Source organism: Treponema putidum, from assembly GCF_024401155.1.
Lineage (GTDB): Bacteria > Spirochaetota > Spirochaetia > Treponematales > Treponemataceae > Treponema_B > Treponema_B putidum.
In genome coordinates, this window is record NZ_CP038804.1 from 915,854 (window position 1) to 933,718 (window position 17,865).

The 17,865-nt window shown below is 38.4% G+C and carries 19 protein-coding genes; 11 read left to right on the plus strand and 8 right to left on the minus strand.

The window, feature by feature from the left end:
• Nucleotides 1-55: 55 nt before the first annotated feature.
• Nucleotides 56-1,198 (minus strand): polynucleotide adenylyltransferase PcnB, encoded by a 1,143-nt coding sequence (pcnB, locus tag E4N74_RS04345; protein WP_255806630.1) that lies wholly within the window; start codon nucleotides 1,196-1,198, stop codon nucleotides 56-58.
• Nucleotides 1,199-1,371: 173 nt separating this feature from the next.
• Here pcnB and E4N74_RS04350 point away from each other — a divergent pair, with 173 nt between their 5' ends.
• Nucleotides 1,372-2,403, plus strand: a complete 1,032-nt coding sequence (locus E4N74_RS04350) for a hypothetical protein (protein ID WP_044979221.1) — start codon at nucleotides 1,372-1,374, stop codon at nucleotides 2,401-2,403.
• 46 nt (nucleotides 2,404-2,449) lie between these two features.
• On the opposite strand, the gene E4N74_RS04355 is transcribed toward E4N74_RS04350, so the two are convergent.
• The 7 genes from E4N74_RS04355 to E4N74_RS04385 form a co-directional block, all read right to left on the minus strand.
• Nucleotides 2,450-3,505, minus strand: a complete 1,056-nt coding sequence (locus E4N74_RS04355; protein ID WP_255819057.1) for a family 20 glycosylhydrolase — start codon at nucleotides 3,503-3,505, stop codon at nucleotides 2,450-2,452.
• 185 nt (nucleotides 3,506-3,690) lie between these two features.
• On the minus strand, nucleotides 3,691-4,164 hold the full coding sequence (locus E4N74_RS04360) for a cyclophilin-like fold protein (protein WP_010697472.1): 474 nt from the start codon (nucleotides 4,162-4,164) through the stop codon (nucleotides 3,691-3,693).
• Between the two features lie 338 nt (nucleotides 4,165-4,502).
• Nucleotides 4,503-5,411, minus strand: coding sequence for a radical SAM mobile pair protein B (locus E4N74_RS04365; RefSeq protein ID WP_255806314.1), 909 nt, complete (start codon nucleotides 5,409-5,411; stop codon nucleotides 4,503-4,505).
• A complete protein-coding gene (locus E4N74_RS04370; protein ID WP_044979225.1) occupies nucleotides 5,399-6,088 on the minus strand; it encodes a radical SAM mobile pair protein A in 690 nt (229 codons plus the stop codon). The genes E4N74_RS04365 and E4N74_RS04370 overlap by 13 nt, the downstream gene beginning before the upstream one ends.
• On the minus strand, nucleotides 6,085-6,522 hold the full coding sequence (locus E4N74_RS04375; RefSeq protein ID WP_253697994.1) for a radical SAM mobile pair system MarR family transcriptional regulator: 438 nt from the start codon (nucleotides 6,520-6,522) through the stop codon (nucleotides 6,085-6,087). The genes E4N74_RS04370 and E4N74_RS04375 overlap by 4 nt, the downstream gene beginning before the upstream one ends.
• A 297-nt stretch (nucleotides 6,523-6,819) precedes the next feature.
• The gene (gene guaA, locus E4N74_RS04380) at nucleotides 6,820-8,355 is read right to left on the minus strand and encodes a glutamine-hydrolyzing GMP synthase (protein ID WP_255819058.1); all 1,536 of its coding nucleotides are present in this window, start codon (nucleotides 8,353-8,355) and stop codon (nucleotides 6,820-6,822) included.
• A gap of 159 nt (nucleotides 8,356-8,514) precedes the next feature.
• Entirely contained in the window at nucleotides 8,515-9,165 is a 651-nt protein-coding gene (locus tag E4N74_RS04385) for a TDE1717 family outer membrane beta-barrel protein (protein WP_044979228.1), read from the minus strand.
• Nucleotides 9,166-9,454: 289 nt separating this feature from the next.
• On the opposite strand from E4N74_RS04385, the gene E4N74_RS04390 reads away from it, so the two are divergent.
• The 10 genes from E4N74_RS04390 to E4N74_RS04435 all read left to right on the plus strand — a co-directional run bounded on the left by E4N74_RS04390 (nucleotide 9,455) and on the right by E4N74_RS04435 (nucleotide 17,857).
• A complete protein-coding gene (locus tag E4N74_RS04390; protein ID WP_255819061.1) occupies nucleotides 9,455-9,832 on the plus strand; it encodes a VOC family protein in 378 nt (125 codons plus the stop codon).
• A gap of 60 nt (nucleotides 9,833-9,892) precedes the next feature.
• Nucleotides 9,893-11,152 (plus strand): phosphoglycerate kinase, encoded by a 1,260-nt coding sequence (locus tag E4N74_RS04395; RefSeq protein ID WP_044979230.1) that lies wholly within the window; start codon nucleotides 9,893-9,895, stop codon nucleotides 11,150-11,152.
• Between the two features lie 7 nt (nucleotides 11,153-11,159).
• A complete protein-coding gene (locus tag E4N74_RS04400) occupies nucleotides 11,160-12,176 on the plus strand; it encodes an N-acetylmuramoyl-L-alanine amidase (protein ID WP_255819065.1) in 1,017 nt (338 codons plus the stop codon).
• Between the two features lie 12 nt (nucleotides 12,177-12,188).
• Entirely contained in the window at nucleotides 12,189-12,647 is a 459-nt protein-coding gene (locus E4N74_RS04405; RefSeq protein ID WP_044979232.1) for a GerMN domain-containing protein, read from the plus strand.
• Between the two features lie 94 nt (nucleotides 12,648-12,741).
• A complete protein-coding gene (locus E4N74_RS04410) occupies nucleotides 12,742-13,788 on the plus strand; it encodes a flagellar filament outer layer protein FlaA (RefSeq protein ID WP_044979233.1) in 1,047 nt (348 codons plus the stop codon).
• Nucleotides 13,789-13,868: 80 nt separating this feature from the next.
• Nucleotides 13,869-15,101, plus strand: a complete 1,233-nt coding sequence (locus E4N74_RS04415; protein WP_044979235.1) for a RelA/SpoT domain-containing protein — start codon at nucleotides 13,869-13,871, stop codon at nucleotides 15,099-15,101.
• A 66-nt stretch (nucleotides 15,102-15,167) separates the two neighbouring features.
• Nucleotides 15,168-15,437 carry a 30S ribosomal protein S20 gene (rpsT, locus tag E4N74_RS04420; protein WP_044979236.1) on the plus strand — a complete coding sequence of 90 codons (270 nt, stop codon included), beginning with the start codon at nucleotides 15,168-15,170 and terminating at the stop codon, nucleotides 15,435-15,437.
• 56 nt (nucleotides 15,438-15,493) lie between these two features.
• Nucleotides 15,494-15,820: an HU family DNA-binding protein gene (locus tag E4N74_RS04425; RefSeq protein WP_044979794.1), complete on the plus strand. Its 327-nt coding sequence runs from the start codon at nucleotides 15,494-15,496 to the stop codon at nucleotides 15,818-15,820.
• A complete protein-coding gene (gene lnt, locus E4N74_RS04430) occupies nucleotides 15,810-17,444 on the plus strand; it encodes an apolipoprotein N-acyltransferase (protein ID WP_255819066.1) in 1,635 nt (544 codons plus the stop codon). The genes E4N74_RS04425 and lnt overlap by 11 nt, the downstream gene beginning before the upstream one ends.
• A complete protein-coding gene (locus tag E4N74_RS04435; RefSeq protein WP_010697458.1) occupies nucleotides 17,441-17,857 on the plus strand; it encodes a bactofilin family protein in 417 nt (138 codons plus the stop codon). Before lnt ends, E4N74_RS04435 begins: the two co-directional genes overlap by 4 nt.
• The last annotated feature ends 8 nt before the right edge of the window (nucleotides 17,858-17,865 follow it).

Sequence of the window (17,865 nt, forward strand, 5' to 3'; positions counted from 1 at the left end):
TATAATTTTCGTTAGCTTTTAAGATACGGATTTATTCGTGCAGAGGGTTGTTGATTTAATCCGTATCTTTTTGAGTGTCTTGTTTTTTAACTCTTTTCTTGCGCCTATGCTTAGTCTGTTTGCCGAGTTTTGCAGGCCGCCCTTGAGTTCTGTCCATTGGTACCTTAATTCCCAAGTCATTTAAAATGCTTTTTACTGCAAATTCCAACTCCCGCCTTTGAGGATTCATCGGAAGAATAAAATGCCTGCATTCCTTATAAACATAAGTATATACTTCTTGCAGCTGCCCTTCGGGATCTGCAATCAGTTTTATGTAATCTTTAAGTAATGGTTTTAAACATTCTCCTTGTTTTATTTGAGGTTTAACATTAATGTCCTTATCCAAAAGAGCAAGATTTTCTATATATACCTCTTTAAATTTTGAAGACGAATCTATAAAGGCGCATGCCCCAGGCTGCAGGTAAACATAGAGCTTAAAATCCAAAAGTTTTTTTATAATATCGCTTGCATGCCCGCTAAAAATAATTTTATTTATTTCTTCGGTTATCCTTGAAGGGGATACAAATTCCAAAAGGTGTGCATTTTTATGTATTTGAAGCTGAACAAAAAACGGAATACCCGAATCCGTCATAGCTGCATACTTTATAGCCCGAATCATTCTTACGGGATCTTCAGAAAATATAAGTTTTAGCGGAATAATAGGCCTTATTTTTTTTTCTCTTATATCTTTGACACCGCCTACATAATCGATTACTAGCTCATGGATTGGGTCATAGTAAAGAGCGTTTAAAGTAAAGTCTCTTCGGTGTACATCCTCATCTATCGTTCCGAATTTGTTTCCTATGCTTCCGTCTTCCGTTGATCGAAAGGTGCTTACCTCATATATTTTTTCGCCGAAAAATACATGAACCAACCTAAAACGTCGGCCTATTACTCTGGAATTCCTGAACATTTTTCTTATTTTTGAAGGTTCAGCAGAAGTTGCTATATCAAAATCCTTAGGGATATGACCTATTAAAAGATCTCTGACCGCTCCTCCTACTATGTAGGCTTCAAAACCTTGAGAATTTAAACGTTGTATAATTTTTACGGCTTCAATGTCTATTTTTTCGGGAGCAATGTGGTGCTCGTCCTTAGTATAGACCAAAGCCTGCCGAACCTGCTTTCCTTCGGCATTTTGACCGTATCGAACTAACATTTTTGAATAAGTATTATTGCATGTAAAAAGGCTTTTTGTCAATGAGTACCGCCTATTTTTATCAAAATTCTACGGTTTTAGATAAAAAAGCTCTTTAAAAATTCATTATAATGTAGTATAATGTTTCCCGTATATATTAGGTAATTGCATATTGGGGAAGTTGCGAAAAGAATATGACAATAAATAGTGCAGGACTCGGAACTATAATCTCTACAGATATCGTTGTTCTAAATGATCACGAAAAAAACTTGGTTGAATGTGCTTTTGAGCGCCTGAACGGCGAATATAAGTCCGCTGTTCTGGAAATAGGAAAAAAACTTATGGATTTGGAAAGAATGTCGGTTGCGATTTCACGCTTTCCTTCAATCCATGAAACAAGCGTTCTTGCCGGGGAAAAAAGAAATCAAGATACCTTAATAGAAAACCTTTGTAAAACCCCTTCCGATTCCCGTACTCTTTCAATGCCGACAAAAGCCGTTTTAGGACGCGGTTTTCTTGTTGCAAAATTCCACATCTTTTCGGCTCTTACTAAGGTTGCTTCAAATTCCTCCTTTTCGGAAGAAGAAATTGAAGAACTCAGATCGGCTACTATGAATATCATGTTTACGATTATGTCCGAAGATGTTTATATTTCAATTTTGGACAGTAATATTTTGGATAAACAAAAACAAAAAAAAGTTGCAAATGCTTTAACCTACCTTTGGGAGCACAGGTTGGATCAAAATACCACCTCATTTGCTCCCGTTCTAACAAGAGTTTGGACAGCCCGTGACACAATAGCTCCGGTATTCGGCACAATGATGGGTACCAGCGAACTTTTTTTACTTTCTTCCAAATTGGATGACTCATGGCAAAGTTTCATGCTTGCAAAACTTTCAAATAAAATAGTAGGACAATCCTTGGAGGAATTTTTGTTCGGTATATCCTATGAGGATATTCTTTATGTCCGCCAACAGCTGGTAAGCTGCAAGATACCGGCAATGGGAAGAGAAGATGTTGCCAAGCTATTAAATAAAAAGCTGGATTTTGATAATGCCGACCCGCGCCTTTTTTATTCTTCTTATGTGCAGCGCCGAAACAATGCCGATGCCCGAAAACGCCTAAATGCCGCAGGCCCTAAGAACACCCTTGAGGACTACTATATCAGCTTTTTATTTGAAAAAGGCTTGGAGTTAAAAGACGGGAAGGCGGAGACAAAAAAATAAGGTTCATTCTCGTCAAGTATTTTTGGGGAGAATTGACGAGATTTATTTACTTTAATTTGTCTATCGTTTTGACCATCGGTTTATACCGTGAGAGATTTTTGTTTGTAACATTGTCCCATGCCGTGTACATGTGCCCGAGCATAGCAGGGTTATCCTTGTATAAAAGTGAATAGTCAATGAGAGCATTTACCGCTTTAATGCCCTTGAAACTTGTAGGCAGGACACGGAAGCCCTTGTTTAAAAAAAACGGAATGGAACCATAACGTTTCAGCTCGTCATAGTGCCAGTCGCATATGATGATGTCCTTAGGAATGAGGTCGACGGCGGGGTAGGTTCCGTTACACGAGCTTTCGTATTCGCCATTATAACCGCTATCTTCATCCTCGCTGTTGATGAGGCGGTCGCCCCACATATACATCGTCAGTCCCCGTTTTTTGACGCAGTGGTCGTAGAGTCTGTTCACAGCACCGGCGAACAGTTCAGCCTTGTCTTTTCCGCTGCAAAGGGGGCAGGCATCTTCGCCTATCAGAAACACCTCGTCCAAGCCGACGTGTATTTTTTTTACCGAGAATACTTCTGTAATTTCATCAATTAAACCGAATAAAATTGTGTAAACTTTTTCATTGGAAGAGCAGAGACTTCGGCAATAAATACCCTTATTGCCTGGGTAGAAGCCTGGCGTTTCGTCAAATTCGGGATAGGCTTTGAGAAGGGCAAAGGTTTTGTTTTTCCACGATTGATGGCCGAGGCAGTTTATTTCGGGAATAAGGTCGATTGAAAGCCTGCGGCATTCGGCTGCAATTTCGCGTGCGACGGTTTCGGAAAGCACGTATTTGTTATAGAGTTTCGGATCGCTTTTCCATTGATAGTTGTAACCTATTTGGAGAAAAAGCGTGTTGATTCCCCGTTTTTGTAAATCGGGCAGTTCTTTTATCAGATTTTTACCCGTTTTGTCGGTATTTACAATTGCGTGAAAAGCAATGACGAGTTTGCGTTTCGGCACGCCGTTTGTTTGAGTGTAAACAGCCTGCTGTAAAAGCAAAAGCAGTAAGAATAAAGGTACGAGTACCATTGCTTTTTCTTTGATAGTTTTTGCTGTCATAGTGAACCTCCTCATTTAGTATACCGCCTTCATCACTCCCACTCAATAATTACCATAGCATATTTGTTTCTTTTATGTATTGTCAGTATCTATTAAGTTTCTAAAACCAAACATTTTATACCTATTTTTTGTGGTTTTAGAGGTTTTTAGTATCAATAGTGATACTAAAAATATTACTATCATAATCATTCCATTTTTATCTTTAATACCACATCACTATTGCTTAATAATCGCTTTATTTCTTCCTTGCTTAAATTTTTAATCTTCCCAATTCGAGTATATTCCCATGTGTTTGCTCCATAAAATACAACTATTTTGTTTCCGGAGTACAGCATTATATCTCCGGCTTCTGCTGTAATTCTTTTATCAGATGAGGAGTAAGTTTTACCCAATTCTCCTACCTGCTCGAAATCGCTATATTTAGATAACCGGATGGTTACCTCTCCTTGTTTTAATTCTTCCTTTAGTTCCTTTACAGTATTATTGTTTTCCCATTCAACATCAAGTACAGTGCCATCTATTTGCATGTCTTTTATCATATTTTCATAGGCATCTTTTCCAAAGTAATAGCTATGTGCCTTATCCCCATGAACGATAAGTACAGCACTACGGATTTCATTACTATACTGTAGAATTGGTTGGTTTAGAAAAGATATCATCCCTACAGTATTCCATCCCTCATTGGAATTAAGCGACCTGCTATGATAACCACGCTCTGTCTTATAATAAGCATAATAATCTTTTACAAACTGAGGTGCATCTTCAGGAAGTGGATCGACTACTCCACCTGCCCTTTCATATGCTCCTGTTTGATAGTCTTTTATTCTTTGCTCATTAAATGCACATAGCTGAAAGATTTTACAATCTTAAAGTCATGTGCTTTTTATGCTGTTTGATGCTTTAGACAAACTGGAGTTGTTCTAAGTCTTCTCGGTTGCACCTTCTTGCCCTTCGGACAAGGAGTCTCCCTCGTTCAAAGAGCTCGGTCAATTTCTGTTTAACGATTCCTTTTTCCGGTATTTTCTGTCCCTCGGATTTCCTCATGATAGAAATAATCCACGATCACCGGATGTCCCTGCGGGACTCTGCCATAAGGCATTTCATTATCCACAAAGGGACAATCATACTTCTTAGCCATTTCCTCAGCTTTTACTTCAAGCGCTTCAAAGTAGCTGCGGTTATGCTTGTTATAGATCTCATCGTAAAGCGGTACAAGATCAGGATATTTTCCAGCGATATAATCCATAATCGTCTTCTTGAAACCGCCCCGAAGATTGAGATTCTCGAGCCAGAACAGATCGCACTGATCCTTTACCCGCTCAAAGATCGCTTCAAAGTCCGTGATACCGGGGAATACCGGGGATACGAAACAGACTGTACGGATACCTGCGTCATATACCTGCTTCATAGAAGCGATACGACGCTCAATACTCGAAGCAGAGTCCATATCGTTCTTGAAATTTTCATCCAGTGTGTTGATCGACCATGAAACGGTTACTCGTCCAAGCTTCTTCAGCAGATCAATATCCCGTACCACAAGATCAGACTTTGTGCAGATTAGAATATCTGCGTCACTGCCGATCAGCTGCTCCAGAAGTTTTCTGGTATTCCCAAATTGCTCCTCCTGTGGATTGTAGCCATCCGTCACAGAACCGATGACCACCCGCTGTCCGGCATATTTCTTCGGATTTTTAATTTCCGGCCAATGCTTCACATCAAGGAAGGTGCCCCATTCCTCCTTGTGTCCGGTAAAGCGCTTCATAAAAGAAGCGTAGCAATACTTGCAGGCATGTGTACAGCCTACATAGGGATTGACCGAGTAACCGCCTACCGGCAGACTGGACTTGGTCATGATGTTCTTTGTTTCCACCTCACTAATGAGGATTCCATCGATTACTTCTGCCATGATCTCTGTACCTCCAACACTTTATTGAATTCTTCCGGCATTTCCTGAATCATATTTTCATCCCCTATGATAGAGACAAGGTCTTCCTTCATAAACACCGGAATGCCGAGCTCGTGTGCCTGGTCCGTCAGAGACCATGCCCACTCCGGCTCCGTATGAACCTTCCTGCTCAGAACTCCGGTCATGGTGCCGACAACAATCCAGTTGATTCTGGAAAGGTCAACTGAACCGGGATCGTCGAATAACGGTTCAAAGGTAACATGATAGTGTTTTGCTCTGACATTTTCCCGAAGCGCGTCAATACGCCACAGTTCTGCTTTCCTCGTCACCGTAACGCCAAACCATGCGTTTTCCAAATCTGTATCAAAATCCAGAAGATCGGGGCGCTTGGTAAGGAATAGGAACTGATGCTGTGGATTTTCACGGATCTTTGCAAATACCTCGTCTCTCCATTCCGGCTTCCATCCGGAGAGATCGCTCATGCCGGTAAGAAGAAAGTTCTGCGGACGTTTCTTTTCCATCATCTTGAGCTTACCCGGAAAGAATTCAGGGTCAGCGAAGTCATCAATCATATGCCAGCGTTTCACATTGTTGCGGGCATAGCAATATGCACACCCCACTGTGCAGCCGATGACGATATTCATGTTTTGAATCTGATCTTTGATACAAATACTCATGACTTCTGCCACTCCTCAAGATTCTTTCTGATACGGTCGAGGCATTCCTCAAACCGGGTAATTTCTTCCTCTGAAAAACCTTTGTAGTAAATACTGCCCATCTCATCAGATACAGAATTGTACTCGTCCTTTAAGGCATGTGCTTTCTCAGTCAGAAATAGGAGTATTTTCCTTTTGTCCGTTTCAGACTGAACGCGGCTTATCAGCCCTTGATTTTCCATTCTTTCCAGCATCGTCGTAAGAGAAGTTATCGCTAATCCACATTTGATCGATAGTGACCCAATCGGGATTCCATTCTCCTGCCACAGCACATAAAGAATACGCCCCTGGGCTCCATTGAACGCATCAATATTCTTTTCACTGAGAATCTTCTCAAAGATCCGGTCTCCAAGCTGTTTTATTTTGGTAACAAGAAATCCTCCATTCATTTCCATACAAAAGCTCCTATATAGTAGTTTATCAAATCATACTATATAGGAGCTTTGTTGTCAACAGTTTGTATGTCTAAATAGAGGTAAATTCAAATTTATCAACCACTATTTCCACAAAAGCCTCCCACCAAAATGATGGAAGGCTTTCTAAACAATTTATCTAAATTCAACAACTTCCTTTTAAACCTACTTTTTCTCATTTTTAGTATCAAAACAGTATCACTAAGGAGCTTTTTGCTTCCGTAAACCGTTGTAATATTGTATTTTCAACGATTTTACGGAAGAAACATTTTTGTTACTCTACTCCCACTCAATCGTAGCAGGCGGTTTTGAAGTTATGTCGTAGACTATTCGATTGATGCCCTTTACCTCGTTTATAATACGGGACGAAACCTTGTCTAAAATTTCGTAGGGAATGCGTACCCAGTCGGCTGTCATAAAGTCCGAGGTTTTTACTGCGCGTAGGGCGAGGGTGTAGTCGTATGTTCTGAAGTCGCCCATAACACCCACCGTCTTTGTGGAGGTAAGCACGGCAAAATACTGGCTTAAATCCTTTTTTATGTCTGTCCGCTCAAGTTCGCTCCGCCAGATAGCATCGGCTTCCCTTAAAATATCGAGCTTTTCTTCGGTTATCTCGCCCATGATTCTTATGGCAAGGCCGGGGCCGGGGAAGGGCTGACGGTGTACCAAATAATCGGGGAGGCCGAGCTCCGTGCCTAATTTTCTTATTTCGTCCTTAAAAAGCGTTTTTAAGGGCTCGATTAGGGACTTAAAACTTATGTGATCGGGAAGGCCTCCGACATTGTGATGGCTTTTGATTACGGCGGAACCCTTGGAACCGCTTTCAACTACATCGGCGTAAATTGTGCCTTGGGCAAGGAAGTCCACAGTTCCGATTTTTTTTGCTTCTTCTTCAAAAACGCGGATAAACTCTTCGCCGATTATTTTTCGTTTTTTTTCAGGGTCGGAAACGCCTTTTAACTTGCCCAAAAAACGGCTTTCCGCATTTACGCGGATAAAATTCATTGGAGCATCTCTAAAGGCTGCCTCTACCTCATCACCCTCATTTTTACGCATAAGGCCGTGATCCACAAAAATACAGGTTAAATTTTTACCTACGGCCTTATTTAAAAGAGCCGCAAGCACGGAAGAATCTACTCCTCCCGATAGGGCTAAAAGCACCTTGCCGTCTTTTACCGTATTTTGTACATCTTTTATTGCCTCGGCTAAAAAGCTTTTCATATTCCAATCGCCTTTAGCACCGCAAACGTTGTACAAAAAGTTTTTGATTATATTTTGTCCTTCTTCGGAATGTTCAACTTCGGCATGGAATTGGATGCCGTAAAGTTTTTTTTCTTTATTTGCCATTGCCGCATTTTTTGTATTTGCCGTTTGAGCTGCCGAAACAAAGCCTTCAGGCAGGCGTGAAACGCAGTCTACATGACTCATCCAAACCGAAGATTTATCTTTTATATTTTTAAAGAGCGGAATACCTGTGTCGAATTTTGTTAAGGTTTTGCCGAATTCTCTTTTTAAGCTTTTTTCTACCTTGCCGCCTAGACAATGAGCCATGGCCTGCATACCGTAACAAATGCCCAAAATCGGAATACCTAAGTCAAAAATTTCTTTTGGGGGCAGGGGAGCTTTTTCTTCATAAACGCTGTTAGGCCCTCCCGTAAAAATAATACCTATGGGCTTATTTTCCCTTATGTAGTCAAGGGCCTTTGAAACCGGCACAATATCGGAATAAACATTTAGGTCGCGCACACGCCTTGCTATGAGCTGATTATACTGACCTCCGAAATCCACAATTAAAATCTTTTCCGTAATCTTCATAAAAGTATTTTAGCCGATAAGAGCTTTTTTTTCAAGTAAATGGAACCTCTAAAAGCTTCAGTTTTTTATAGGTTTACCTTAGATTTAACCAAATTTTTTATGAAGACATAAAAAAAGCCCCATCTTTATAGATGGAGCTTTTTAAGGATTAGTGTAAAATTAGAACTTATATCCTACGCCTACACCGAATTCCAACTTCATTGGATGGCCGCCTTTTACTTTTGAATCATTTTTCTTTGCGTCTTTTACATATGAGCTCTCTGTCAAATCAAAGCCGAAAGTTGCCTTGGGGGTTACAAAAAGATTGCCTGAAACAGTGATATCGGCTCCTGCACCTAAAACGAGGTAGTAATGGTTATAATCCTGTTTTTGCTCATCTTTTAGGTCCTTTTTTACATCTTTACCGTCATACTTAACGGAAACGTTAAAATCTGCTTCCAGACCTAGTAATGGATAAAGTTTTACAATCTCGGCAATAGTAAAGGGGTATTTACCTAAAACCGAGAGGCGGAAATTTGTAAAGGAAAACTTATTATCAGTGTCAGAACTAGAATTTCCTTCACCATCGTTCGCTTTTACTGTTACGCCGCCTACACTGAAATTAAGCCCTAAGCCTGCTCTTACATACTCGGCATCAAAGAAACCGTTAAAACCTAAAAGGTTCATAGAATCTGTATTTTTTGCCTTTTCTCTTTGTAATGTACTCCACATATGAGCAAAGCTGAAATCGCCGCCGGCACTAAGATCCAGCGCAGCCAAAGGTGCTGCAATCAATGCAGCCAATAAAAAAACAAAAATAAGTTTTTTCATGTGATTCTCCTTTTCCGTAATTTTATTAAAGTTTACGGAACAATATTTTTTTTGAGAAAATTCTCATTTGGTTGTATCATATAAGCTTTTAAATTTATCGATAAGTTTACGCAATACAACACTGGCTTAAGCGTAAGCTATTTTAAAAAAAAAGTCAAGTCCCCGCATTTTGTTTTTTTAATTTTACGGCTAAAATGACACATCATGTTAACATAAAATTTTTACATCATCTTGACTTTCAATTGACTTATGATAATGATTATGTTATACTTTTTTAAGAGGTATACAAATGTTTTTAAACAGTGTTGCCATCCGCACGGATGAAATGGAAAAATCACTTGAGTTTTATGAAAAAGTACTTGGATTTACTTTTAATTATATGATGTCGGCAGCTCCGGGAAAAAGAATTGCTTTTTTAACGGAACCTGACAGCGGAATGAATCTTGAGCTCATAAGCCATGATGTTCCAAAAGCCCAAAACGGCAGCAGGCTTTCTCTTACCGTACAGGTAGACCAGATAGGCGAAGCCGAAAAGTACCTAAAATCTAAAAATGTCCGCATAACGGCTCCTCCAAGAACCGTAAAAGACGGTAAAAAGATTTTAACGGCTGTAGATCCTAACGGGGTTGAAATAGACTTCATCGAATTCAAAAAAGAAAACGAGTAAAGTTAAATTTAAGGGAAGGTAATCGAGGCTGTCTAAAATAAAAATCTTATTGGAGGTAATATGATTAAGACTGTAAAAGATGTAAATTTAAAGGATAAACGCATAATAATGCGTGTAGATTTTAATGTTCCTATGAAGGACGGAGTAGTGCAGGATGATACGCGGATTAGGGCGGCTCTTCCTACAATAAAATATATACTGGAACAAGGAGCTAGAAGCCTTGTTTTGATGAGCCATTTGGGTGATCCTTCAAAGGATGCAAAAAAAGCCAAGGAAAAGGCCGAAAAAGACGGAAAGCCCTTTGATGAAGAATCTTACATTAACGGAAAGCACAGGATGAAGCCTGTTGCAGAATACTTATCCGGCCTTCTTAAACTTCCGGTTGATTTTGCTCCCTCCTGCATGGGGCAGCTTGAAAGAGTAAAAGCCCTTCCTCATGGCGGAATCCTTATGCTTGAAAACACCCGCTTCCACAAAGAGGAAACTTCAAAGGAAAAGGCTGAGCAGCAAATCTTGGCAAAAGAGCTAAGCCTATACGGCGACATCTATGTAAATGATGCTTTTGGAACAGCTCACCGCTCCCATGCTTCTACAGCCGAAATTGCAAACTTTGTAAATACAAGGGTAGCCGGCTTTCTTATGGAAAAAGAAATTAAATACCTTGAGCCGATGTTAAATAACCCTGCAAAGCCCATGACGGCAATTATAGGAGGAGCAAAGGTCTCTTCCAAAATCGCTGTTTTGGAAAGCCTCTTAAAAAATGCCTCTTCCTTAATTATCGGCGGAGGAATGGCCTACACTTTCTTAAAAGTTCAAGGAAAAAAGATCGGTAAATCCTTATTTGAAGAAGATTATATGGATACGGCAAAAAATCTTTTGGATAAGGCTGCAAAACAGGGTGTAAAGATAATACTCCCCATTGACCACATATGCTCCGAAACCTTTTCTCCCAATGCCGAAGCGGTTTTAGTTGAAGACATAGATATTCCCGATAATCTTATGGGAATGGACGTAGGGCCTAAGACCTTAGCTCTTTATAAAGATATTATTTTGGCATCAAAGTCGATTGTCTGGAACGGGCCTGTAGGAGTTTTTGAGTTTGAGGCCTTTTCAAAGGGAACGGAAGAAACTGCCAGACTTGTAGCAGCTGCAACCGAAAAAGGTGCTTTAAGCATTGTAGGCGGCGGAGATTCGGTCGCAGCCGTAAATAAGTTCAATCTTGCCGATAAGATGAGCCATGTTTCTACGGGCGGCGGCGCTTCCCTTGAATTCCTTGAAGGAAAAGTCCTCCCGGGCATTGCATGTCTTGATACTATCTAACTTTTTAATGAAAAATAGTGCAAATAAACGGGCTTTTTTTTCTATTTTTCTCTTGATTTTCCTTTGTTTAAAAGCCTTTTCTGCCGGTGTTTCGGTTACCGATGCCGCAGAAAGGCTCGACCTTGATATTTCGTGGGATCCGCTTTCGCAAGAACTTATTTTTATGAAGGATTCATCTCAGGTAAGCTGTAAAATAGGCGAAAGTCTTATAATTTTCGATAACAAAAAAGCCGATTTTATTCCGCCTCCATATCAAAAAGACGGCCTTACTTTTATAAGCAGCGAAATGTATAAAGAGCTTGAAACATTTTTCTCGGTTCCCCAAAAAGAAACAAAATATAGGGTAGGGGTCATTTTGATAGATCCGGGGCACGGAGGCCGTGATCCAGGCTGTGTCGGTTCGTATATTGAAAATAAAAAAACAATAATACTCAATGAAAAGACGGTAGCTCTAAACGTCAGTTTGGACCTATACAATATGCTTAAAAAAGCCTATCCCGATAAAAAAATTCTTTTAACCAGAGACAAGGACGTCTATCCTACCCTTGAAGACAGGGTAAAAATGGCAAATTCGGTAAAATTGAAAAAAAATGAAAGCATTCTATATGTTTCCGTCCATGTTAATGCTTCTCTTAACTCTAGGGCGGCCGGTTTTGAGGTTTGGTATCTGCCTGCCGAGTACAGGCGTGAAGTAGTGGATAAAAACACTGTTCCAAAAGAAATTCATCCTATATTGAATTCAATGATGGAAGAAGAATTTACGATGGAAAGTATTTTAATGGCTCAAAATATTTTGGACGGTTTGGATGCTCAAATCGGAAAAAAAAGCCCCAATCGGGGAATTAGGGCAAATCAATGGTTTGTTGTCCGTAATGTTAAAATGCCCAGTGTTTTGGTTGAATTAGGTTTTATCAGTAATAAAACCGAAATTAAGCTTTTAAATTCTCCCGACTACTTGAAAAAATGCTCCTTGGGCATATATAATGGCCTGTCTGCTTTTATAAGCAATTTTGAAAATAATTGATTCGGAGTACTGATGAATTACATAAAAACGAAGATTATTTCGGCTTCTTTATTGCTCGTTATAATAATTATCACACTGTTTACCTCGGTTTTAAATAAAAAACATGATCGATATGTTCTATTTTTTAAAAATTCCATCACCGGTAAGATTGAGACCGAAATACGCTATGTTCCGGTGCAAAATATAGTGGAGCCTGAAGCTGCTTTTTTTGAAGAATTAATGCTGGGGCCTATTAACCATTATTGTTATGCATTTATTCCTGAAGGTTCTAAGATTGGCTCATGCTTTGTAAAAGAAGGAATTTTGTACGCAGATTTACCTGCTGCTTTTATTGAAGGTATAAAAAAAGACTTTGATTCGGATGAAAATAAGAGACTTTTACAAAAGAATATATTTACCAACTGTAAGACCTTAAAAGCTGCCAATATCTTTGTAGAAGGCACTCATATTTATGAATTATTACAAAAATAACATTAAAAATCAAAAAAAAGTGTTGACAAAATTGAATTATTACGTATACTTATAATAACAGGGCATGAATTAAGTTCATAAAAGGAGTTTTTGAATGAAAAAAACATTTATACTTGTAGCTATGGCATTTCTTTTGATGGGTGCCGTCGCTGTTGCTGAAGAAGCGATTATTATTGATTTCGCACTTTTGAATGCCGATATTATCGCTGATACCAATGGTAAGATGACACAAAACCGAAGAACCGTTATGGATTACGGTCAAGTAGCCGGAGCATCTTACACTGACCAGCAAAAAGCTTTGATGAGATCATCTTTGGCTATTGAGCAATGGGAAGTAAAGTTAAATTCTTCCTCTCAGAATCCTCTTTCTGTTGAAACTTCAACCGTTAAGGAATCTAAGGTAAGAGATGAAGGTGATAAATTCGCTGGCCAAACTTTGATGGGCGTACGTATCATGTTCCCCGAATGGGCACATAATGCTAATGCAACAATTAAGCCCGGATTCTTAATCCCTGCTTATGAAAAAATGGCTCAGGTTGATGATCAGGGCAATTTGCAGGAGGCCACTGCAGAAGATAAGGCTTCAGGAAAATCAAGATTTGAAGAAGGTTACGGTGTAGTTCGAAATACCGGTGTTATCAAATCTATCGCTGTAAATACTTACGGTATGAATTTTCCGCATGGTCTTTATGTTCTTCTTAGGGATCAAAACAATGTAGTTAAAAGATACTTCATGGGATACCTTTTGTTTGACGGCTGGAGAGAAATGGTATGGAACAATCCTTCATATGTTTCACATGTAAAGGCAAGAGAATTAAGGCTCTATCCCGTTTATCCCGTATCTCTTCCCCATGTAGCTTTTGAAGGCTTTTTAATTACTAGAGATGCTGCCCATGACGGCGGTGATGCTATTGCATACTTCAAAGATGTTAAGGTCATCTATGACAAAGCCGTATTAACAACAGTACGAGACTTTGCTGATGAAGACATCTGGGGTATTCAGACTGAAAGAGATTTAAAACGAAAAAAGATTGAAGTTGAAAGATTCGGTCAAACTCAAGTGTTACGATTCCTAGAACAGGAAAAGTTGGCAACTGAAGAAGGCTTCACACCTTCAGCAGGTTCCGAAAAACAACAATAAGTCTTAACAATTAATAAAGCGGTCGAGGACAGCTCGGCCGCTTTTGTTGTTGATGTCCTGTTTCAAAAAATATACTAAATATGTTGTCTGAAGACGTACCTTGGCTCCCAAAGAAAGAAAAGCTTAGGGAAACTTATACCTCTTATGTACCTCATTTAAATGTACTGATAGTGCGTATAGAGGAATTTTTGCGTTCTATAATTAAAATAACTTCTACTCCAACTTACAAGACTAGGGTAAAAAGTTTTAATAGCTACTATCTTAAGCTTTTAAAATTTCCGCCTAAAAAGGAAACTTCCGATCTTCCTGTACTTACAGATATTATGGGAGTGCGTATCATATGCCCTTTTTTACAGGATATAAATGAAGTTGAGACTGTATTATTAAAAAATTTTACAGTGATAGAAGTGGAACGCAAGGGGTCTGAGAGAACTTTTAGGGAATTTGGGTATGAATCTGTGCATTTTTTACTTGAAATACCTGAAGAATTTAAGGTCGGCCTTGTCTTACCCAAGGATTTAATTTTTGAAATACAGCTTCGAACTATTCTTCAAGATGCTTGGGCTGAGGTTGAACATGAATTGATATATAAGTCGGAGTTTTCTCCCTTTGACCAGCCCTTAAAAAGAAAGCTTGCTTCAATAAATGCAAGTTTAAGTTTAGCTGATATTATTTTTCAAGAAATTCGCGATTATCAAAACAAACTTAATGCCGAACTTGAAAAAAGACGCTTAGAATTTTATTCTATGGCTGATGAGCACACAGCAATGGTCTTGCCCGAAACCAATACGGTTCACCATGATAATCCGGATCATAGTGAGGATTTGAAGGTTGCCGAAACTATTGATGATTTGATTTTATCTGCAATTGAGGCCCATAATCAAAATCTTTTTGGTAAGGCTGAAAAAATTTATACCAAAATAATTGAACAAAATCCAAACGATATAGTTCTATCGGTTGTATTTAAGCATAGAGGGATGGCTTACTTTGCCCAAGCTAATTATGAAGAAGCATATTCCGACTTTTTGCAGAGCTGTAAATATAATCCTGCAAATTTCCGCTCTCATTATTATGTGGGGATAGCTTTAACTCTGTTAAACAGAGATGACGAAGCCATTGAATATTTTTCAAAATCACTTGAAATAAATAAATTCCAAGCCCATGTTTATTTTAGGCGTGCTTTGTCCTATTTTAAATTAGCTTTATATCCTGAGGCTGCAAAGGATTTGGATTCAGCATCCGACCTTGGTTTGCCTGAAGAAGATGTAAAAAAATTGCGTATAGCTATTGCAAAAAAAATTGATATGGTGTAATCTAAGCGGCTGTATTATGCCATATACAATAACTATAGTTTTAAATTAATTACGGAGGTACCTTAAATGAAAAATCGATCTGCGATTAAAAGACATAACCAGAGTGAAGTCCGCCGAATGCGAAACCGTTCTGCCAAGAGTAAAGTACGAACAACAGCTAGAAAATATACTGAGGCTGTTCATGCTAAGAATGCAGAAACTGCTGCAGCATTGCTTCGCGAACTCTCCAGTCAACTTGATTCGGCAGCCCGAAAAGGAATTTTAGCAAAGAATTCGGCAGCCCGCAAAAAGTCAAGAATGCAGCTCTTGTATAACGCTTCATTTGAAGCAAAATAACGATGAAGAAAAACCGCAAAACCTGTTCGGGTTTGCGGTATTTTCTTATAATGATAATGAAAAAAAAACGGTCAAAGATTGACATAATAGATTCCGTTTATCGTAAAAATTCTCAATATCAGCTTAAACAGATTAATTGTATAAGTAACCTGTTTTTGGAAGAACTTTCGATGTTTTTAAAACAAGGGATCCCTGTAGAGATACGGGGGCTGGGTACTTTTGATTTTACTGTTTTGCAAGGCAAAAAAAATGCCCGTAATCCTAAAACAGGAGAAAAGGTTTTAACTTATGATAGGTGTAAAATAAGGTTTAAACCCGGCAAAGAGCTTAAAGGAGCTTTGCGCAAAATAGACACACAAGAGCTTATTGATCATGAAAAATAAATTCATATTTTTTTCTTTAAACTTTTTATTTGCCGTTTTAGGATCTATTCTTTTTGCCTTATCGCATCCTAATTATTTGAATCTAAACGGGTTCCCTATTTTTGCATATATAGCCCTTATTCCGTTTTTTTTATTACTTAAAAGAACTAAGCTAAAATTTTCATTTTTATGGGGAGCCTTTTCCGGTGCTCTTTCATATTTTATATTTAATTTTTGGATAATATTTTTTCATCCCCTTGCAATTTATATAATAATTGCAAAGTATTGTATTCTTTATTCTGTTTTGTTTTTTGTTTTAAAAATAATAGACTCGTATTTTTCCCGGTACTCTTTTATTTTTCAAGCGATAGCTTGGGTTGCTTTTGAATATTTAAGTACTCTAGGCTTTTTGGGATACCCTTATGGAATTATAGGCTATACTCAATGGCGTTTTACTCTACTTATAAGGCCTGCCTCCATTTTTGGAGTTTGGGGAATTTCGTTTTTGCTTATTTTCTTTTCAGCGTGTACAGCATCTTTTCTTTTTGAGTTTTATAAAGAAAAAGATATAAAGAATGTTTATAAAATATATAGACTGCCTATGATGATTTGGATAGGTACGTTTTTTGCATTTATTTTATATGGAGCTTTTACAAAGATAGATCTTTCAGAAGCCCAAAGTACAAAGATAGCTCTTGTGCAGCCTAATAGAGATCCTTGGCTTGGAAATTTGGAAGTGTATAGAAATAATTATGAAGAACTTAAAAACTTATCTGAAAAAGCTCTTAAAAATTTTCCGGATATCGACTTAGTAGTCTGGCCGGAAACGGCTTTTATTCCTATGATAAGGTGGCATTATAAATATACCTCAACCTCTAATCCTAATTCTCTTTTGGTGCGGGAATTGCTGCATTTTTTGGATAATCAAAAAGTTCCGTTTTTAATAGGAAATGATAACGGTGTTTTGGATGAAAAATTTTCAGATAATAACTTTGATAATCTTGAGGAAAAGAGGCTTGACTATAATGCAGCCTTACTCTTTATTCCTAAGAAAAATGTTTTACCCCCTGAACCTCAAGTATACCGAAAAATGCATTTGGTTCCCTTTACGGAGCATTTTCCTTATCAAAAATTTTTCCCGCGTTTTTACGAATTTTTAAAAGAAAACGATACGCATTTTTGGGAAAAAGGAAAAGAAGCAAATCTTCTTGAATTTAAGAATTTAAGAATTGGAACCCCCATATGTTTTGAAGATTCTTTCGGTTATATTTCAAAGGCCTTTTCAAGAAGGGGAGCGAATATAATCATAAATCTTACAAATGATGCTTGGGCAAATAGTGCTGTAAGTCAGTATCAGCATTTGAGTATGGCGGTTTTTAGAGCTGTCGAAAACCGTCTTCCGGTTTTACGGGCTGCAAGTTCCGGTCAGACTGTTTTTATTGACCAAAACGGAAAAATTCAAAATATGTTGGCTCCTTTTGTAAAAGATGTTTTAATTGTAGATGTGCCTGTATTGACAGACGGCCGCCAAACGGTTTATTCTTACTTAGGAGATTTTTTTGCTTTGACTTGTTCAGTATTTTTAGCAGGGCTTTTGTGCTTTATCGTAATTAATAAATTTATAAAAAAATCGGAGGTTAAATGAAACGGAATAATAAATATAAAGAAAAAAATGTTACGGTTTTAGGTAAGGAAACCGTCTTTGACGGAGTGATGAAATTCTCCGAAACCTTACAGATTGAGGGAAAATTTATTGGAGCTATAGATTCTCAAGGCTCCTTGTATATTTCAAAAAATGCAGACTGCAGGGTGCAGTATGTTAAGGCTGCTTCAATAGTTGTTGAGGGTGTTGTCGTGGGTTCCCTATCGGCAGCTGATAAGGTCGATCTAAAGTCCGGATCTTCAGTTAAGGGGGATATTACTGCCGGCCGTCTTAGAATAGCCGATAAGGTTTCTTTTGAAGGCTCTGTGAGAATGGTTAAAAATACCGGTTTCCCCGAAAAAAACTTTTTTTCTATAAAGTCAGATCAGCTTAAAGAACAGCTTAGCCGTGAGTAATGCTTTTT